The organism is Flavobacterium kayseriense, from assembly GCF_014305095.1.
In the GTDB taxonomy this organism is placed as follows: domain Bacteria; phylum Bacteroidota; class Bacteroidia; order Flavobacteriales; family Flavobacteriaceae; genus Flavobacterium; species Flavobacterium kayseriense.
In genome coordinates, this window is the sequence record NZ_JACRUI010000005.1 from 74,232 (window position 1) to 94,121 (window position 19,890).

At 32.0% G+C, this 19,890-nt stretch carries 17 protein-coding genes and 1 tRNA gene; 5 read left to right on the forward strand and 13 right to left on the reverse strand.

Annotation, left to right across the window (positions count from 1 at the left end; genetic code table 11):
* Positions 1–100 precede the first annotated feature (100 nt).
* From H8R22_RS13630 to H8R22_RS15645, 4 genes are all read left to right on the forward strand, one after another.
* Complete coding sequence (locus H8R22_RS13630) at positions 101–2,005, forward strand: M56 family metallopeptidase (protein ID WP_187010951.1); 1,905 nt, start codon at positions 101–103, stop codon at positions 2,003–2,005.
* Between the two features lie 4 nt (positions 2,006–2,009).
* Positions 2,010–2,378, forward strand: a complete 369-nt coding sequence (locus H8R22_RS13635; protein ID WP_187010952.1) for a BlaI/MecI/CopY family transcriptional regulator — start codon at positions 2,010–2,012, stop codon at positions 2,376–2,378.
* A 37-nt stretch (positions 2,379–2,415) separates the two neighbouring features.
* On the forward strand, positions 2,416–4,197 hold the full coding sequence (locus tag H8R22_RS13640; RefSeq protein WP_187010953.1) for a M56 family metallopeptidase: 1,782 nt from the start codon (positions 2,416–2,418) through the stop codon (positions 4,195–4,197).
* Between the two features lie 61 nt (positions 4,198–4,258).
* Positions 4,259–4,399, forward strand: coding sequence for an SsrA-binding protein (locus H8R22_RS15645; protein WP_225876034.1), 141 nt, complete (start codon positions 4,259–4,261; stop codon positions 4,397–4,399).
* Here H8R22_RS15645 and H8R22_RS13645 read toward each other — a convergent pair.
* A complete protein-coding gene (locus tag H8R22_RS13645; RefSeq protein ID WP_187010954.1) occupies positions 4,396–4,908 on the reverse strand; it encodes an adenine phosphoribosyltransferase in 513 nt (170 codons plus the stop codon). The two genes, H8R22_RS15645 and H8R22_RS13645, sit on opposite strands and share 4 nt — an antisense overlap.
* A gap of 93 nt (positions 4,909–5,001) precedes the next feature.
* Here H8R22_RS13645 and H8R22_RS13650 point away from each other — a divergent pair.
* A tRNA-Arg gene (locus H8R22_RS13650) sits at positions 5,002–5,075 on the forward strand.
* Between the two features lie 232 nt (positions 5,076–5,307).
* Here the strand turns inward: H8R22_RS13650 and H8R22_RS13655 are convergent.
* The 12 genes from H8R22_RS13655 to H8R22_RS13710 all read right to left on the reverse strand — a co-directional run bounded on the left by H8R22_RS13655 (position 5,308) and on the right by H8R22_RS13710 (position 19,826).
* On the reverse strand, positions 5,308–5,901 hold the full coding sequence (locus H8R22_RS13655) for a hypothetical protein (RefSeq protein ID WP_187010955.1): 594 nt from the start codon (positions 5,899–5,901) through the stop codon (positions 5,308–5,310).
* 101 nt (positions 5,902–6,002) lie between these two features.
* Positions 6,003–6,413 (reverse strand): hypothetical protein, encoded by a 411-nt coding sequence (locus H8R22_RS13660; protein ID WP_187010956.1) that lies wholly within the window; start codon positions 6,411–6,413, stop codon positions 6,003–6,005.
* Between the two features lie 83 nt (positions 6,414–6,496).
* On the reverse strand, positions 6,497–7,579 hold the full coding sequence (locus tag H8R22_RS13665) for a DUF6371 domain-containing protein (RefSeq protein WP_187010957.1): 1,083 nt from the start codon (positions 7,577–7,579) through the stop codon (positions 6,497–6,499).
* Positions 7,579–9,177 carry a DNA primase family protein gene (locus tag H8R22_RS13670; RefSeq protein WP_222616930.1) on the reverse strand — a complete coding sequence of 533 codons (1,599 nt, stop codon included), beginning with the start codon at positions 9,175–9,177 and terminating at the stop codon, positions 7,579–7,581. Before H8R22_RS13670 ends, H8R22_RS13665 begins: the two co-directional genes overlap by 1 nt.
* Positions 9,178–9,180: 3 nt before the next feature.
* The gene (locus H8R22_RS13675) at positions 9,181–9,612 is read right to left on the reverse strand and encodes a hypothetical protein (protein ID WP_187010958.1); all 432 of its coding nucleotides are present in this window, start codon (positions 9,610–9,612) and stop codon (positions 9,181–9,183) included.
* A 3-nt stretch (positions 9,613–9,615) separates the two neighbouring features.
* Positions 9,616–9,900 (reverse strand): MerR family transcriptional regulator, encoded by a 285-nt coding sequence (locus H8R22_RS13680; protein ID WP_187010959.1) that lies wholly within the window; start codon positions 9,898–9,900, stop codon positions 9,616–9,618.
* Between the two features lie 98 nt (positions 9,901–9,998).
* Positions 9,999–11,888 (reverse strand): hypothetical protein, encoded by a 1,890-nt coding sequence (locus H8R22_RS13685; RefSeq protein WP_187010960.1) that lies wholly within the window; start codon positions 11,886–11,888, stop codon positions 9,999–10,001.
* Positions 11,889–11,946: 58 nt separating this feature from the next.
* Complete coding sequence (locus H8R22_RS13690) at positions 11,947–13,275, reverse strand: site-specific integrase (RefSeq protein WP_187010961.1); 1,329 nt, start codon at positions 13,273–13,275, stop codon at positions 11,947–11,949.
* Between the two features lie 520 nt (positions 13,276–13,795).
* A complete protein-coding gene (locus tag H8R22_RS13695; protein ID WP_187010962.1) occupies positions 13,796–13,972 on the reverse strand; it encodes a histone H1 in 177 nt (58 codons plus the stop codon).
* Positions 13,973–14,135: 163 nt separating this feature from the next.
* Entirely contained in the window at positions 14,136–15,563 is a 1,428-nt protein-coding gene (locus tag H8R22_RS13700) for a TolC family protein (RefSeq protein ID WP_187010963.1), read from the reverse strand.
* Positions 15,547–18,720, reverse strand: coding sequence for an efflux RND transporter permease subunit (locus H8R22_RS13705; RefSeq protein ID WP_187010964.1), 3,174 nt, complete (start codon positions 18,718–18,720; stop codon positions 15,547–15,549). Before H8R22_RS13705 ends, H8R22_RS13700 begins: the two co-directional genes overlap by 17 nt.
* 23 nt (positions 18,721–18,743) lie before the next feature.
* Positions 18,744–19,826, reverse strand: coding sequence for an efflux RND transporter periplasmic adaptor subunit (locus H8R22_RS13710; RefSeq protein ID WP_187010965.1), 1,083 nt, complete (start codon positions 19,824–19,826; stop codon positions 18,744–18,746).
* Between the last annotated feature and the right edge of the window lie 64 nt (positions 19,827–19,890).

Here is a 19,890-nt window from a genome sequence, read left to right on the forward strand (position 1 = left end):
GAGATATAGCCGAATAGCCTGACCCGCTCCCGATAGCTATCGGGAATAAAGCGGGTAACGCCACAATAAAATTTTGAATTTAATATAGCTTATTAAAATTATGGAAACACTTTACATCTACTTTTTTAAATCTTCTGGATTGATAGTAATGTTTTATATAGCTTATTATTTTCTTTTGAGAAAGGAAACCTTTTTTTTAAGTAATCGCTGGTATTTAATACTAGGTATGTTGACCGCTGCAGTCTTACCTTTATTTTTTTATACTAAGGTCACTTTCGTTGATGCAAACCCAGTTGATTTTAATTGGTCTCAAATACCCATTAATAAACCAATTGAAAAAAAGACATTTGAAATCAATTGGAATTTGATTTTCGTCAGTTGCTATGGTCTCGGTGTATTCTTATTTACATCTAAATTCCTATTTGATTTTTACTTTCTTCACAAAACTTTAAAGAACAAAATAGCTAAGCGTCGCGCTAATTTTAAATTTATCGATACTAATGAAAATATTGCTCCTTTTTCATTTTTTAATACTATTGTTTACAATTCATCCTTGTATAGTCCAATCGAATTAGAAAATATTTTAGAACATGAAAAAGTGCACAGCGAGCAACATCATACCGCCGACGTTTTATTTTCAAGATTATTCTGTATACTTTTTTGGTTTAATCCAATTGTATGGCTTTACAAAAAAGCGATGGTTCAGAATCTTGAGTTCATTGCCGATAAGGAAGCATTAAAGAAAATAGCAGACAAAAAAACCTATCAGCTAACCCTATTAAAGATTACTACCCAAGAAAATTGTGTGGCTATCACTAATCATTTTTATCAATCATTAATCAAAAAAAGAATCATCATGTTAAACAAAAATCAATCAAAAAAAATCAATTCCTGGAAATATGCTTTAGTGCTCCCGGCCTTAGTTGCATTCGTGCTTTTATTTCAAGTAAAAGTAGTTGCACAGGAGAAAGAAAGTGATTTCAAAATTAGTAATGTGCCTATAACAGTGTCGCTGCATGTTACGTCTAAATCGACCCAACAAGATCTGGAAGCTGAAAAAGAATTCTTTAAAACGACTTATGGAATAGATGTGACATTTACAGAACTCAAAGTTGATGGAAACAATGAAATTACGGCTATTTTAGTTCGTATGGAAGACAAAACTGGAGTAAAAAAAACATATCAAGTCAATGAAGACAAACCTATAAAACCTTTTGATATTTTTGCAAAAGAGGACAAATCAAATCAAATCAGTTTTGGTTTTAGTGCCTCAAGTAAGGAGAACCTTCATTTAAAAAATCATATGGATTTTGTGAATAAGCAACAGAATAATTCAGATAAAAACGACGATGAGCCAAAAGTAGAAATGATTTCTTCATCGTCACCTTATCCATCTTGGAGTATCACAAGTGCAACTAAAAATGGAAAAGAATACCTTATTGTAATTGATGGCCAAAAACAAAATAAGAACGACCTAATTAAAGTTGATATGGATGCAGAAATTGCTTCATCGATTACTTTGCCAGCTACTTTAGCAGAAAAAAAATATGGCGTAGAGGGAGTAAATGGAGCATTTGAAATAACAACTAAAAAAGGTAGCTCTAAATCTAGTAAGGACTTGGGGGATCCAAAACCTATTAACAAAGGTTGGGAAGTAAAAATAGGCGTTTCTGAAGTAAGCTATAATACAATTAAAAATTTCAGTGATAAAAAAGAAGATAAAGAGTCGGAAATAAAATATAGAATAGCTAGCAGAGAAGACAACTTAGAGAATGTTAAAATCAATAAAGATGTTGACTACAAAAAAGCAGTAATTATTATAAATGGAAAAGTAAGTAGTGTAGAAATTTTGAATCAACTAAAGCCAGATCAAATTGAAAACATAAGCATTGAAAAGATAGACAGTGTTGGTGATAAAAGTAAACAATTGGCCATACAAAAATTTGGTGAGCAAGCTGTCAATGGAATTATCTACATTGAAACTAAAGAATTTGTAAAAAAATAAAAAGATGCAAAAATTAACAAACAAAGAAGAGGAAATCATGCAGATATTATGGAAGCTTAAAAAAGCTTTTGTAAAAGAAGTAATGGCTGAAATCACCGAAGATCAACCACACTACAACACCTTGTCGACTATTGTACGTAATCTGGAAGAAAAGGGTTATGTGGCGCATAATGCTTATGGAAATACGCATCAGTATTACCCTATTGTTCCTATTGAAGAGTATAGAAAACGTTTTATGAGTACAGCAATTGATACGTATTTTAACAGCTCGTACAAAAATATGGTATCGTTTTTTGCAAAAGAAGAAAAAATATCGGCTGCTGAGTTAAGGGAAATTTTAGCCATGATAGAGAACCAAGAGTCGGCCAAATAATTTTGTACATTTAAAGTCAATACCAAAACAACCTTATATGGAACCAATTGCAATCTATTTACTTAAATCTTGCTGCTTGCTGCTCTTGTTTTTTATTGCGTACCACTGTTTACTGCGTAAAGAAACATTTTTTACGGCCAATAGGTGGTTCCTTTTAGCTGGTTTGGTAACAGCAGTAGTATTGCCTTTAGTTGTTTTTACTCAAATAGTTTGGGTCGATCCTAATCCTGTTGCTTACGATTGGTCGTCATTCCCCAAACGATCTCTTGTTGACGAGGATCATACTGCAAGATACATATACATCGCTTTAGCACTAGCTTATAGTTTAGGAGCTTTGGGTTTACTGACTAAGTTTGGTGTGGATTTTTATAGTCTTCGCAAAATAGTTAAAGGTCAAAATGTTATAAATCAAGATGATTTCAAGTTTATAGATAGCCCTGAAAATCGTGCTCCCTTTTCCTTTTTCAAAACTATTGTCTACAATTCAAATTTGTACACTGCTATCGAACTTCGAAATATTATCGAGCACGAAAAAGTACATAGTGAACAATACCATTCTGCCGATGTTTTAATTGGTAGACTATTTTGCATTCTGTTTTGGTTCAACCCAATTGTTTGGATGTATAAAAAAGCAATGATTCAGAATCTTGAATTTATTGCCGATAGCGAAGCTTTAAAAAAAATATCAGATAAGAAAGCCTATCAAATTACCCTTTTAAAAATAACAACTCAGGAGCATTGTGTTGCTCTTACGAATCCCTTTTATCAATCATTAATCAAAAAACGAATCGTTATGTTAAACAAAAATCAATCCCACCAAAAAAATGCATGGAAGTATACAGCTATTTTACCGGCACTTGTAGGTTTTACACTTTTCTACCAAGTGGAGGTAGTTGCACAAGTAAAAGCCCCGAAAGAAAGTACTTCAGCTGTAACTTACAAATTGTCGACTACATCGGCAATAACAAAGCAAGACAGCATTAAAAAGACAAAAAAAATCGAATTTGAAAGAGAAAAAAGTAAAAATATTGACCCCGATACTGATATATACATCGACGGAAAAAAAGTAACAAAAAAAGAGTTAGATAGTACTGATCCTAATACAATCGAATCGATGAATGTTACAAAAGGTGAAAAAACGTCAACAATTCAAATTACAACACAGAAACAGCAATCGAATTCAATAAGCATTTTTGAAAACAATCAAGGCGCAGACAAATTAGATTTAGAAAAAACAGACCCTACTAATCTTACAGGTAAAAAGGGTCCAAAAGGGACTTACACCGTAAAAAAAGTGTATACCACAACAGATAAAAATGCAGCACCTCAAAATGCCGAGTATTATGTTAATGGAAAAAAAGTTAGTGCGCTAGAAGCCGAAGCTTTGAGTCCAAATGATATAACCTCTGTAGATGTGAAAAAAAATGGTATTGGCATGACCAATTCTATAAACATTATTACAAAAAGCTACGTGGACAACCGAGTAAGTGTGCCGGAACCACCTACGCCTCCTACACCACCAACTTTTAATTTCAAAACTCCAAAGGCGCCTAATTTCCCTAAAGCTCCAACCGCTCCAAAAGGCTCGCCGGATACAGGCGATAAAAAAGCATGGGCCAATTTTGAAAAAAAAATGGAAGAGTTCGAGAAGAAAATGAAATTATTAGAACCAGAAATCGCCGAATTTGATAAAAAAATGGAGGAGTTTGACAGACAAATGGAACCTTTTAATGCTAAGATGAAAATTTTTGAAAAGCAAATGGAGGTGTATGAAAAACAAATGCAAGCCTATCAGGCTAAGCTAAAAGCTAGCAAGTAGCAAATCAAAAAAGTCGCTCTAACATTAGAGCGGCTTTTTTTATACCTTTACCAAAAAAAACATGTTTAAAATTTTAGCATACCTCAACCGATTACTATTACCTAGTTTTGCCAAACAAGGTTTAGATTTAAGCAAAGCCAAGAAGTGGCAAATGGCTATTATTGGTTACCGTTACTACGTTACCACCAGAGCTGTCAACTAATACTTGATAGCCGAAAAAATTGGGTATTCCTTTATTTTTTCTCTTCCATTTAAAAAGGTTAACTCCATCAAAAAATTTAGTTGCACGATTTCACCGCCCAAACGTTCTACTAGTTCGCAAACAGCTTTGGCTGTACCTCCCGTGGCTAGAACATCATCGTGTATGAGGATTCTGTCTCCTTTTTGAATGGCGTCGACATGAATTTCTAAGGTATCTGACCCATATTCTAAATCATAGCTGGCCGAAATAGTTTCATAAGGTAACTTATTAGGTTTTCTAACAGGAATAAACCCTGCATTCAATTCTTGCGCTAGCAACATTCCGAAAAGGAAACCGCGACTCTCTACCCCTATTACTTTGTCTATTTGCTTTCCTTCAAGTCCATTTACTAAAATTTTCACGCATTCTTTCGTTGCATTTGCATCATTTAGCAAGGGAGTGATGTCTTTAAATAAAATTCCTTCTTTTGGAAAACCTTGAATATCACGTATATAATTTTCTAATGTCATTTTTTTTAAATTTTATCGAATAATATGCTTGCAATTTACACATTTATACCTATATTTGCACCCGCAATCAGGTTATTATTACCATTTGCAAATGGCCTTGTGGCGCAACTGAATAGCGCACTTGATTACGGCTCAAGAGGTTACTGGTTTGAATCCAGTCAAGGTCACTAGTTAAATCCTTAAACATACTGTTAATCAGTAGTTTAAGGATTTTTTATTTAGTAATTTGTACGATTTTTGTATTGTTGAGGTTTATAAGTGCTTTTCTGTTGGTTTTATTTAATAAAAAAGGTTTTATTTTAGCTTCACATTTTACACTTCTTACACTACTAAACTTGAATTAACGTGGTTAATCAAAAGTCTATTCTAATCTACTTTAGAATACTACTATAATATATTTTAGTATGTACCCATTAATAAACTTTCAAGAGTTCCCAGCGGGAAACTATCTGCAATTTGAATTTTAGTATTTAATCTTTTGAAACGTTTTGTTTCTTTTCCTTTATAGTGAGTTTTGAAATACTTTTTAAATCGTTCTTGATAAACCTCATCTGAAAGTTGGCTAGCTTCAAGAATTTTAAACAAATCTCTATTCTTTTTACTTTCTATTTGTTTTAAGTACATCAAACCGTTAAAAGCTTCTCTGTGGTAAAAATAGCCACTATGTAAATATAACTTTCGACAATGCTTTTTAGTCAAGGGACAAACAAAATAAAAAACCTCTCCTTTGCCTAAGTTCGATGGTTTACTAATAATTTTTACTTTGTATTTGGTAGGTTCACCATTACATTTATAATCGAGTGTAGCATACATTTCAAAACTATTATTAGTTACTGAAATACTAATACTTGAAAATTTCTCACCGTACCTACTCCAAGTTATTGCACCAGATTTTGTACCTAAAAAATTTAAGTAGTTCCATTCTTTTAATTTTGTGATCGATATTGTTAAACAGTCCTCAACTGTTGTTGGATAATTTGCGTAACGTCCCATAATGAATAACCTAAATTATTAAAGAATACTAAATAATAAAGATAGCACTTTAAATCAAAAAAATAAGGCGAACCATTACGGAACGCCTTTATTATATTTACTTATAGCTCTTTAATTGACATACCATAGGCGTCTACATTACAATACCACGCTATAATTACTAAGTCACTTTTCCACATCATAGATACTTCGCTTTTCTTACCTTGTATTGCTAGATCCATTAATTCAAAATCTGCAAGAGAGTTAGTTAGTGAAGATAGTATTGTTTCGTCTTTAAAAGGCTCATCATATTTTAAAGAATAAAAATCTAAAGCTTTTTTCAGCTCTCGATGTACTTTTGCGAAAGTTACTGCACTTGGCTCAAAAAACAATATATCTGTTTTAACTCCCGCAATAAACCACGTGCCTGCTAATTTTTCTTTACCAAGATTATCTCCTGAATGATAGGTAGTCGATTGTGCAAATAGGCTATTCATTAAAAATAATGCGAATACTGTAATAAGTGTTTTCATAACTTCTTTAAGATTTTAGTCTAAAAAGTCAAATTTAAATAATAAAAAAATATTAGCCTTACGGTTTCCCGTAAAAAATTACCCTAGTACACATTCAAATAATAATCTGCTAAATCTAAACCGTTTTCAAAATCTGTTTGCTCTAATAAGTCACTAACTGAAATTTTAAATCCTACTGCATTCAATTCAATTGATTTATTTAACCAATTGTTATACTCTCCCTTATCAGGAAATGAAACGATATTTCTTTTTTTAATTGGCTTTAGCATCTCAAATTTAAAGTTTCCTTTGCTCCCTGTTGCAAGCCAAATATAGTGAGGTAACAAAATACTCATTACGATGGCTGTTTTTTCACTTTCTACTATTGCAATCGTTTTTTTATAGTCATCATTGATTCGATGTAAGCCAAAAAAACATTGATTTAAACTAAAATCAGGCTCGTTTACCGCTTTATGTAGCCAATTAATGTGATTGTAAGGCTCTTTTACTCTTTTGCCTGTAAACCTATCGTATTGCATTATTTTTCCAGCGTGAATTTTTTCTTTGTCATCAATTTGCCAAAAAACAGTTGAGTAAAACCAACAAATATTTGTACCTGTAATAAAATAATTTTGAGTTGCTTTGAAAACCTCATCTTCTGAAAATCTCGTCTTTAAATATTCAGACAAATGATCTGTTTGTTTATCATTATACATTTTATCCAATAATTCCAAAGAATGTAAACTTGACTTTATTTGTTGAGGTTTAACCGCTCCTTTTAACTCATTTACTAAGTTTGAAATATTTGAATAGAAGTATTTAAACTCATTTGATAGATAAGGAATGATACTGTTTTTTAAAAACCATTCCGAAATATAACAATCACTTTTTGTTTGCTCCAATATTTGTGATTTTGGAACAATAGTAATAATTCCAAACTCATCTGTTAAGCTACTAGCCTTGTCTGAAATAGACTTTATAGACAATGTTTTTATTAAATAGCCTTTTTTGCCCTTTGACGGTGCTTTGTGATAACTACAATTTTGTTCCCTGTCACATCTTCCAAACTCATCATTTAAGTAACTACTTGTTTCATTATCCACATACTTAACAAATGTTTTCTTGTCACAATTAGGACAAAGAAACTTCTTAGTTCCTTTGTCCAATGTATATTTAAAAGCTTCCATTATAAAACAGTACTTGTAGTGATTAAATAAGCTACATTACCCACATTTAAACGCTTTACAAATATTTTATGATGTCCTAGTCGTTTGATGAAATTTGACTTTCCTACGGGTTTATATCCGTCCTCAATACAAAAGTTTTTATACTGTGGGTACAAATCAGAAATTAAAATATAATCGTCTGTTGCCTTAATAAATCCGTTCTCACTTATAAATAATTGTACGCTATCACTTTGCCTTTCATAGTCGCTTCGAGCGTTGTCAATAGCTTCACATTTACTGAAATTTTTCTGCTCGAGTACTCTGTCTAAACCTTTCAAAATCCAATTAAAAACCCCTGATAATTCGTGATCTATTATTTTAATAGGTAGTTGTTTATCTTGCCTTTCTTCATTAATAGTGACATCAAAATTAATAATCATAAACCGTCTAAAATAAGCGTTCGTATGCTCTACGTCCTTTGGTAGTTCGTTACAATTGAAAATTAATTTTGCATACTCATTCAAAACAAAAGGCTCTCCATAGGGCAAACGTGCTTCAATTGGTTCTCCTGATGCCATTTGTTTGAAAATATCTGTTTCTAATTTGCCATTTATCTCACTTGCATAGTTTACAAGCTTATTACCTATTTTAGCACGAAAATAGCCGTTATCATTCGTTAGACTTTGTAATGAATAGTTACTAATGTTTTCAGTACCTAAAAGGGCGTTTAATATCTCAAAAAATACACTTTTACCATTTGCACCACTACCAAAAAGAATAAGCATCTTTTCAAGTTTTAAAACGCTTGGTTTTATAAATATGTAACCGCAATACTCAGCAAATACTTTTTGTTTGTCTTTATCAGGTAAAACCTCATCTAAATACTTTTGAAATAATGATGCAGTCTCTTCAGGTTCATACTCAAAAGGTAATTGGTGCGTTATAAAATCATTCCTATCAAAATTGCGTAATCGTCTATTTGTGGCGGTTATCTCGTAAGTACCATTTAAGCAATTTATTAAAACACAATCCTTCTTAGGTTTGGGCGTTGGCAAATAAGCATCTGACATAAACTGTTTGAAAAGATCTTCTTTGAACGTGTGAATTTTACCTTTGAATTTCTCAACTCCCATTTGTAAAGCTACATTTCCTAAAAAAAACTGAAAACGTTCTTTGTCTATTTCAGTCCAATAGCAACCATTAAATAAGTAAATGAAGTTATTTTTTTTACACAAACCCCATTTGTTTACTTCAGCAATTTTTAAAAGTTGCTCAATACAAATAATTAAATAATGGTTCTTAGTCAATTTACATTTGCTTAGCTCTTTGCTTGTATCTTGCCATTCTTTAAAAGCTCGTTTGTACTCTACACTTTCTTTATCAGTGTAAATTGGCTCAATTTTAGTTTCAATATTACCAAATATCTCAATTTTCAATTGAGTATATTTCTTTTGAAGTTCTTCACTCTCAGGAAAAGCCAAAACCATAAAATTAATTTTCCCTATACTTTTGATCAGTTCGGTTAAAATGTCATCTGTTGTTTTAATAATAGGCTCAATACTATTTTCCAGCTTTACAATTTCGTTTGCAATTAGCTCTTTTACATTGTCTTTGTCCATAGCCTAAAATAAATTTGATTGGTTTGATTTAGGTAATAAAAAAGCATCATTCCAATTATTTGGATTTGTTGACAAGAACTGTACGTTTCTTGAATTGGTTACGGGGCAATTACCAAAACCAACTACCTTTAAAAGCTTCTTTTTTTCAAAATAGGCTTTACATTCGCAAAGGTATTTTTGAGGTATTGAAGTCTGCTTTGTAACGTCTGCACAAGTGGTTACATTATTGAAGAGGTAGGTATAAAAGCGGTTTCTATATTCATCTCTAAATACATTTTTTAAATAAGGTAATCCAAAACTATTACACACTTTAATTTGTTCAAGTGGCTCAATGTATTTAGATTGACTTACATACTTTTTTAATTGACTTAGTTTTTCGCTATATTTGCCTTGTCCGTTTCCGTTCGGGTCTAGGCTATTTGTATTTATACTCATAGCCTATTTTTTTAAAGCAATTAACGATTGCATTATTTCACTTCTTTTGTAGTAGCATTTATTGGCAAATTTATAGACTGTTATACGTCCTTTGTTTTGCCAATGCCATAAAGTTGATGCGTTAATTTGTAGTAGTTCCAAAAGTTGCTCCCTGTTTAATAGGTCTTCATTTTCAGATTGAGTAATTAACTGTTTTTTAAAGTCTTCTAATTCTTTTTTGAAGACTGTAGTTATAAGTTCCGTTAACTTTTCGGGACTTACATTTTCTAATAAAATTGAATTTGTCATTTTTGCAATGTTTTTTAAATTAATAACATTGCAAATATTGGTTTGAGGTTGTACCGCAATAGACTACGGTATGTACCTTTTTGGGTATGGCTCGTACCTTAACTTTTATACAACTCTTTTGCTCTCGAATACGCTTTTACCCTTTCACTACTTCTACTGTGATTTGATGTTTTCTGCACTATTAAACCATCATAAGTTAGAGTAATCCATTCTAAAAAAGTAGTTTGATTAACCGTCTTATGAATTAAGCCCTCTTTTTTCATTTCTTCAAACATAAATTTAACATCCGTTCTACTACTTTCATTAATATCAAATTCTACAAACATCGATTCCCAAACTGCAAAAGCATTATCCTTAAAAATATGATTGTGTACATCTTCTTTTTTAACCGCAATAGACAAACTGTTTTCATTTTGCTGAGGTTGTCTATTCATAATACACAAATCCTGTATATCCTTACATTTATAAAAAAGCTGATTAGTATTTAAGCTAAAAATGTTTTTCGATTTTTGGCTTCTATTCTTAAAACCACTTTCAGTTAAGTGACTAATTTCATTATCGTGATAGTGATAATATTCTAATGCACCTCTTGCACTTCCTGAGTTAGTTCCACCTCTTGAATTTTGATATTCATATTGATGAATAATTAATGGATTTGGTAATGAACTATATTTTTGGTCTAAAATTTTTAATTCGTTTGTTAACTCTACAAATTTATCAGCTTCGCTTTTTGCAAAATCATTAAGCGTATTATTTATGAAATACTGTTTTAACTTTTGAATATCAAATAAATTTTCATCTGAACAAATTAAAAAATGTACTCTTTGATTTAGCATTATAGCTAAGGATATTCTTCCATAAAAGTAATCTAATTGTAAATTTAGCTTTAGCAAAATATTTATTTCCTCTTTTGGTGAGTTATTTTGTCGATCTAATTGATTCAAAAGACTTAATTCTTCGAGGTTTATTGAGTCTGTAAAAGATTTCTTTAAATCTTCAAAAAGTATTTTCAAAGGGCTTTTATAAACGTCAATAGTTAAAATATGATTTAAGTTATAAGTAAAATTATTAAGTAAGTCCAAACAATATTCTTTAAAGTTATTGCCTTTTTTATATTCGTTTTTTCGTACTGTGCTTTTAATAAAATCATTGTAAAATTTAATTACTTCCAGATTTTTTAAAACCTGCTCTTCTTGTAAATGAAAGGCAATGTTTGAATTGATTTCAGCATCACTAGTACTAATACTTAAGACTTTATAAAGTTTAATCAAACTAGTACCTAAGTCACATAAATCCTTATTGTATTCTCGTAATTTGTCAATTGTATCAATATCAAAATATTTATAAGAATTAATACTTTTATTTATGTCATTTAACCACTCATTAAAAAAATCGCCTAAATACCAATTATTAAGACTTTGATCTACCTTTCGCTTATTAGAAACCTCATCAAAACTAATTTGATTATAAGACTTTGAGTAACTATTTATTTCAGTCTGTTGTTTAGGTTGTTCAGTAGTCAATACCTTGTTTTTAATAAAATCGATATAAGCTTCACAAATTTGAATATCCTTTTCTTTATTATTTAATCTCCAATGCCCTACTTTTTCAATTAAGGCTTTATTATTTTTAATTACAATTTCACTTCTCGAAATTTCAAGTAGAATAAACTGATTAAATTGATGTTCTTTGTTATAAATACCCCCTAAAAGCTTTTGCTGATTTTGTAAAAATTTAGCAAGTGCCAAATCAAAATATTCAGAAATCAAATCAGGACATTTTAAAGGAAAAATTAATTCTCCATTTTGTAAATAAGTTTTTCTATAAAAATCAATTTCAGTATAAAACTTATTTTCAGGTTTAGAAACAAAAATCTTTCCTTTAGTACCTTGCAAAGTGTAAGTAGTAGCAGTGTTATAAAGTTGATTTACCTCTATTTCGTCATAACCTGCATTTTGTAAATTTTCTTTTGTAAGCTCTAAAATCATTCTTATAGTGTAAAAGGTGTAAAGTATGCACCTAAAATAAAACATTTATTTTTACAAATTAAAAATAGTTAGCTATTTCTATTGCTAAATCTTTATTGCTTTTACCCAAATAATTTAAAAACATTGCTTCGGTGCTATGTCCTGTTACATTCATTAAATAAGTAGTAGGTATCGTACCGTAAAAATTAGTAGCAAAAGAACGTCTTCCAATATGTGAGGTTATTAATTCCCATTTAGGAAACATTCCTGATTCTTTACGATATTGTTTTACATCGTCTTTTTTACTTTTCTTTTCTTCTACATCTTTATTCAAATCATTCAACTTACTACCTTTGATTTTTTGGTCAATTTCAGCTATTCGACAAACTTGTTTAATGAATAAATTATATTTAGGGTCTGAAATTACCTTTGGAAAATTACCGTTTCTTTTATCGAGTATTTCAATAACTTTTGGATGAAGTGCAACGGTCATAATTTTATCAGTCTTCACTTGTGTAAATTCGATATATGGTTTTAAAACTCCTTGTTTGTTTTTTTCATAACGTATCATTTCTTTTTTGAAACGCATAAAATCAGAAATTCTTTGTCCCGTATAACACGAAATAATTAACCAGTCTTTTGCATTATCATAGTTATCATTTAAACGCCTTTTGTCAATTTCTTCTATCTTTTGAAGTTCATCAAAGGTTAAATATATTTTTTCAGTTTTATAATTTGGCGTTTTAATAGTATCTAATTGATGGCTTGTGGTAATGCCATTATGTTTGGCGTGATTACAAACCGTTTTTAAAGTTCGTAAATCCTTTGAAATTGTATTTGGTGCGTAATTGTGCTTTAAACAGTATTTTTCAAAATCTAGTTTAAATTTTTCGTTTACATCAATTATTTGAATAACTGTTTTTTTATCCGATTCATAACGCTCCAATAAGTGCTTTGATACATTGTACTTTTTTAAAGTTCCTACTGTAATTTCATTCTTTTTGCACTCAATAAAATAATCAAAGTATTTTAATAGTCCTTTTGGTAGTGGCTCTTCCTCTTGTGGTGGATTATAGTAATGATCAATTTGAGTTTGTAACCATTCCTTTGAGATAGTATCAGGATTTACAGAGTTGAACGCATTTAAAACGTGATTCTCAATTTTATTAAGTTCTGCATCAACTTCGTTTTGTTTTGCTTTAAGATCTTGAATTTTATTAGATTCAATAACATCACTAGTCTTTTTAAATTTCCTTTGTTTATGCTCTTTGCTCCAATAGTCTTTTGTAGTTTGAAACTTTGTATTTGCTCCAAAAACAAAATTATAACCATTGAAACTGTAAAGCAATCGTAATTGCAAATTCGCTTTGTCTTTTGTCGAACGGTATAAAAAATTAACTGTTGCCATCGTATTGCTGTTTTTAAACAATACAAAAATAATAAATTTGTACGATAGTCGTACGATTAAATACAATTAGTTGCATTTTAAAACAATCAATTAAATAAAACTACATTTTTAAAAAACTCTGTAAGTATTGTATTTATTGATATATTTACAATAATTAGAATGTAAATGATTTTAAGTGATTGCAATGATTGTAGTTCAGTCAAGGTCACTAGAAACTCCAAATGAAAATTTGGAGTTTTTTTATGCTTTAAAACTAAGTTAGTAATTTTCAGAACAAAAAGGACACGAAAACCATTTTGATCATCAATTAAGATATAAAGTTGCGTTCTATTCATGTATTATTACTTCTACCATCATTACTAGTAAAAGCATTAAAAAAATCTTTCTTACTAGAATAATGAAATTCACAAAATATCAAAAAAACACAGTAAGTCTAAAATGTAATTCATTGATCTAGATTGAATCTATAAAAAAACCCCGTTTAACGATGTCAAACGGGGCTGTAAAAAATAAAAAAATATTATTTTTTTGATTCTTCGATAGAAACTTTTCTAAACTCTTTTAAAAGTTTCTCTATTTCTAAAGTTGATTTACGAGCTCTTGCACCTGCAGCTTTAATTCCTTTCTCCGTAAGAGATTCAGATTCAACTTTAAACGTCTCGATCTCAGCATTGATTTTTACTAATAAATCTTTCATAGTATCCTGTATTAAATTAGATCGCAAAAATATAAGTTTGAATGATACTACAAGTACGTTTTGTGTTAAATTTATTATCTTTTTTTGTCAATAACTTTCATGAGAAAATAAAAAAAGGCCGAAAATAAATTTCGACCTTTACATCCTACTTTTACAAGTACTTTTACCTCCAACCTCCGCCAAGGTTTCTGTACACGGTAACCATAGCATTAAGTTGGTCTCTCTTCGTATCAATTAATTCTAATTTGGTCTCCAAAGCATCTCTTTGAGTCATTAAAACTTCGAAATAATCTACACGAGCCGATTTAAACAAATCGTTTGAAACAGCAATTGATTTATCTAAAGCAGCTACCTGTTTTGCCTTTAGCGTATAACTTTTTTCCAAATTATCTACTCTAGACAATTGATTTGATACTTCTAAAAATGCCACTAAAATTACTCGTTGATAATTGTACAAGGCTTGAATTTGTCTCGCATTAGCACTGCTAAATTCTGCTTTGATCGCATTTCTATTAATCAACGGAGCTGCGAGGTCTCCCGCTAATGAATACAATAATGAAGCTGGAGACTTAAATAAATACGATGCTTTGAATGCGTTGTATCCAACACCTGCTGAAATTCCCAAAGAAGGAAAAAATTCAGCTCGAGCTACTTTTACATCCAATTTAGCCGCAGCCAATTCTAGCTCAGCTTGTTTGATATCTGGACGATTAATCAATAACTGTGATGGAATTCCTGATGCAACAACTTGCGGAACAATAGATAAAACAGATCCTTTATCTCGACTAATTTCTTGAGGAAAGCGACCTAGGAGGAAATTAATTTTATTTTCAGTCTCCTTGATGTTTTGATTGATATCAAACTCTAAGCTTTGAGATTTTAATACTTCTGCCTCAAACTTTTGTACCGCTAACTCTGTCCCTCTTGCTGCTTCTTTTTGTAATTTTACAATTTTTAAGGCACTTTTTTGAAGAGCAATATTTTGCTTTATTATCAAAAGCTGATTATCTAATGCTTGCAGTTCATAATACGAATTAGCTACTTCGGCTACCAAATTAGTTTGAACAAAATTTTTCCCCTCTACAGTCGCTAAATATCTTGACACAGCAGCTTTTTTAGCGGTGTGTAATTTATTCCAGATATCTACTTCCCAGCTCGCATAGGCTCCAACTGTAAAATCAGTTAGAGGATCTGGAAACTCTTTCCCAGGAGTAATCTCAGTAGTTGCATCTCCTGCTCCTTGACTTGTATATCGTCCTACTTTTTCTACTCCAGTTCCGGCTCTTAAACCTACAGTTGGTAAAAGAGCTGCTTTTTTCATTCTCGTTTCATTTTTTGCAATTTCAATTTCTTGCAATGTAATGAGCAACTCTTGATTGTTTTGCAAAGCAGTCTCAATTAATGTCTGCAGTTCTTTGTCTCTAAAGAAACTTCTCCACTGCACATTAGCCGTATTCACTGTATCTGTAGTAGTACCAAAAGCGTCTGGAACTACTGTAGAAGACGTAATCTCTACAATTGAAGGCGCTTTACAACCTACTACCACGATACCGATAACTACTACAATACTTTTTTTATTTGTGAACTTCATTGTTATCAATTTCTTCTGTTAATGGATTTTCTTCTTCGTGTTTAACCAACTTATATTTCTCTGCTATTCGACCAAAAATGTAGTAGAGTCCAGGAATAATAAAGACACCACATAAGGTTCCTATTAGCATTCCTCCTGCTGCGGCTGTACCAATGGTTCTGTTACCAATTTTACCTGGTCCCGAGGCAAAAACCAACGGAATCAAACCTGCAATAAAAGCAAACGATGTCATCAAAATAGGACGGAAACGAGCTTTAGCACCTTCCATAGCTGCCTCCGATACACTTTTGCCTGCTGCATGACGTTGTATGGCATATTCCACAATTAATACTGCATTTTTACCTAATAAACCAATAAGCATAACCATCGCCACTTGTGCATAGATGTTGTTCTCTAAACCTGCTATTTTTAGCAAAATAAAAGCTCCAAAAATTCCTGCGGGTAAGGATAGGATAACAGCTAAAGGCAAAATAAAACTTTCATACTGAGCCGCTAGAACCAAGTAAACAAAGCCTAAACAAATTAAGAACACCCAAATCGCTTGATTTCCTTGTGCCACCTCATCTGCAGATATACCCGCCCAATCGATATCATAACCACGTGGTAATTTGGCTGCAGCCACTTCTTGAACAACTTTAATAGCCGTACCACTACTATATCCTACAGCTGCCGCACCACTAATCTCTGTCGATGTGTACATATTGTGTCGCGTAATCTCTGATAAACCGTATACCTTTTCTAACTTCATAAAAGCAGAAAAAGGTACCATCTCATCACGATTATTTTTAACATACAGCTTTAAAATATCTTCTGGTAATGCGCGATATTCTGGCGCAGCTTGTACAATTACTTTATAATTGATACCGTACTTGATAAAACTTATTTCGTAGTTACTTCCCACCAAAGTTGATAAGGTATTCATGGCGTTTTCGATAGAAATACCTTTTTGCTGTGCTAAATCATTGTCGACTTTCATCATGAATTGCGGAAAACTCGCACTATAAAAACTGAACACATTCGATAGTTCTTTGCGTTTATTCAATTCCTTTACAAAGTCGTTATTGATTTGTTCCATCTTTTTGTAATCTCCCGAACCTGTTTTGTCTAATAAACGTAGCTCAAAACCTCCTGCAGCTCCATATCCTGGTACGGCTGGTGGCTGAAAAAACTCAATATTTGCACCTGGAATATCTTTTGACTTCTCCTCTAATTCGGTCATGATCTCTTGAACAGAATGCTTTCTATCATCCCAGTCTTTTAAGTTAATCAAGCAAGTTCCTGCATTTGAACCAGTACCTTCGGTCAAAATCTCATATCCTGCAAGCGATGAAACTGATTTTACGCCTTCGACTCCTTCAGCTATTTTTTGTAATTTTTCAGAGATATTATTCGTTCGCTCTAGTGATGATCCTGGAGGAGTTTGAATAATTGCATAAAACATACCTTGGTCTTCATTAGGTATAAATCCAGAAGGTACCGTGCTGCTTGTAATCCAAATTCCAGCACAAAAAGCTATCAGAATTACGAAAGTTACTGACCTTAAGCTGATAATTTTACCTAATAAATTTTGGTACTTGTCTGTAGCAATATTAAAATTATTATTAAAACCATCTAACAATCTATTAATAGGTGTTCTCTTTTTAGGAGCACCATGATTGTTTTTTAACATCATCGCGCAAAGAGCTGGCGTTAATGTCAAGGCTACAATTCCGGACAGAATAATTGCTGTCGCCATCGTGATCGAAAACTGACGATAAAATACACCCACCGGTCCCGACATGAAAGCTACAGGAATAAAAACCGCTGCCATCAAAAAAGTAATCGCTATAATAGCACCTGCAATTTCGTGCATTGCTTTTTTAGTCGCTTTCAAAGGACTCAGGTGTTCCTCCTCCATCTTGGCATGTACGGCTTCGATAACAACAATTGCATCATCGACTACTACTCCAATTGCTAGAACTAAAGCGAACAGTGTAATTAAATTTAACGATATGTCAAAAAGTTGCATGAACATGAACGTTCCAACTAATGACACAGGAACCGCAATTGCCGGTATCACAGTTGATCTCCAGTCTCCAAGGAAAAGAAAAACAACTAAGCCTACTAAAATAAATGCTTCAACTAGCGTATGAATTACTTTCTCAATCGAAGCATCTAAAAATTTAGATACATCATAGGATATCTCATAATCCATTCCTTTCGGGAACTTTTTCTTGATCACCTCTAGTTTTGTTTTTAAATCTGAAATCACTTGGTTAGCATTACTACCAAAAGATTGTTTTAGAACAATGGCTGCCGATGGTCTACCATTTAAATTAGAATAAATATCATACATCGAACTTCCAAACTCTACATTGGCAACATCCTTTAAGCGAAGTATTTCGCCATCAGCACTAGAACGTAATATAATGTTTCCATACTGCTCCTTAGTAGTGAAACGACCTGAATATTTTAATACGTACTCAAAAGCTTGAGATCGCTTTCCTGATGCTTCTCCTGTTTTCCCCGGTGACGCTTCAAGACTTTGACTAGATAAAGCCTCCATTACTTCATCAGATGAAATTTTATAGGCCAACATACGATCTGGTTTTAACCAAATACGCATAGCATACTCTCTTGTTCCTAAGATATCCCCTGATCCTACGCCATTTACCCTTTTTAATTCGGATAAGACATTAATATCGGCATAGTTATATAAAAACTTCTGGTCTGTATCCTTATCTGTACTAAAAAGGTTAACGTACATCAACATACTCGGAACCTCACGCGTGATTTTCACACCTTCACGTATTACCAAAGGCGGTAGCTTATTGGTAACTGAGGCAACACGGTTTTGCACATTAATAGCCGCTTGGTTAGGATCAGTTCCTAGATTAAACACCAATTGTATACTCGCTTCTCCATCGTTACCTGCATCTGAAGTCATGTACTTCATACCTGGAACACCATTTAAAGCTCTTTCTAGCGGAATAATAACCGACTTGATCATTAATTCGCCATTAGATCCAGGATAATCTACGGTAACGTTTACCATTGGAGGCGAGATCGAAGGAAATTGGGTAATTGGCAAGTTTAGCACTGACAATACCCCTAAGAAAACTATTATGAGCGATATAACAATCGACAAAACAGGTCTTTGAATAAATTTATTAAACATTTTATCTATTTTTTACGATTAATTTATTCTGCTTTTAGTCTTAGATTTGAAATCACCTTCCCAGCATCGATAGCTTTAAATTTAATTTTGTCATTCTCCTTTACTTTTTGGATACCCTCAAGCAAAATTTGATCGCCAGATTTCAATCCGCTTTCAAGAACATATAAATCAGGAATTTCTCCTTTAATTTTTATTTCTTGCGAATGTATTATGCTCTTGTTGTCAATTACAAATACAAATTTTTTGTCCTGAATTTCATAAGTAGCTTTTTGCGGAATTACTAAGGCATTTTTTAAAGGAACAGTCATTAAAACTTTTCCTGTTTCTCCATTTTTCAATAGTTTATCAGGGTTGGGAAAACGAGATCTAAATGCAATATTTCCTGTCTCACTGTCAAATTCACTTTCAATTACCTCTACGTTTCCTTTGTATTTTAATTGAGCTCCATTAGCCAATAGTAAACCAACTTTAGAATCTGCACGATTTTTAATATTAGTCTGATAATTAAGATACTCTGGCTCTGATACATTAAAATAAGCAAACATTTGACTGTTATCTGATAAGCTGGTTAAAAGCTCACCCTCGTCAATTAGACTTCCTAGTTTTTTAGGTATTCTGTCAATAGTTCCTGAAAATGGTGCTTTGATATCAGTAGCTGATAAATGAAATTTAGCCATCGCTAGTTCGGCTTTGGCTTGATCTAATCTTGCTTTGGCTACAGCCAATTCATTTTTTGAAACAACATTTTTATCCGAAAGTACTTTTGTATTTAGCATTTCAATTTCAGCTGCCTTTACCTCTGCAATAGCTTTTTGATATTCGGCTTCGTACATTGTCGGTAATATCTTGAACAATAGTTGTCCTTCTTTTACGTATTGACCTTCATCTACATATATCTTTTGCAAAAACCCTTTTTCGAGCGCTCTAATCTCGATGTTTTTGACAGATCTAATTTGTGAGACATATTCTTTAGTGAAGGAAGTATCAATGGTTATTGGATTTGTAGCTGTATATGTTTCTGCTACTTCTTTTTCTTCTATTTTTGAGTTACAACTCACTGCGCTAATTAGGACTACTAGCCCAAGTATACTAACAATTCTCTTCATGATTATTATGAATTGAGGATATGACTTCTTTGATTAAAATTTTCTTTTGGATAAAATTAGGATG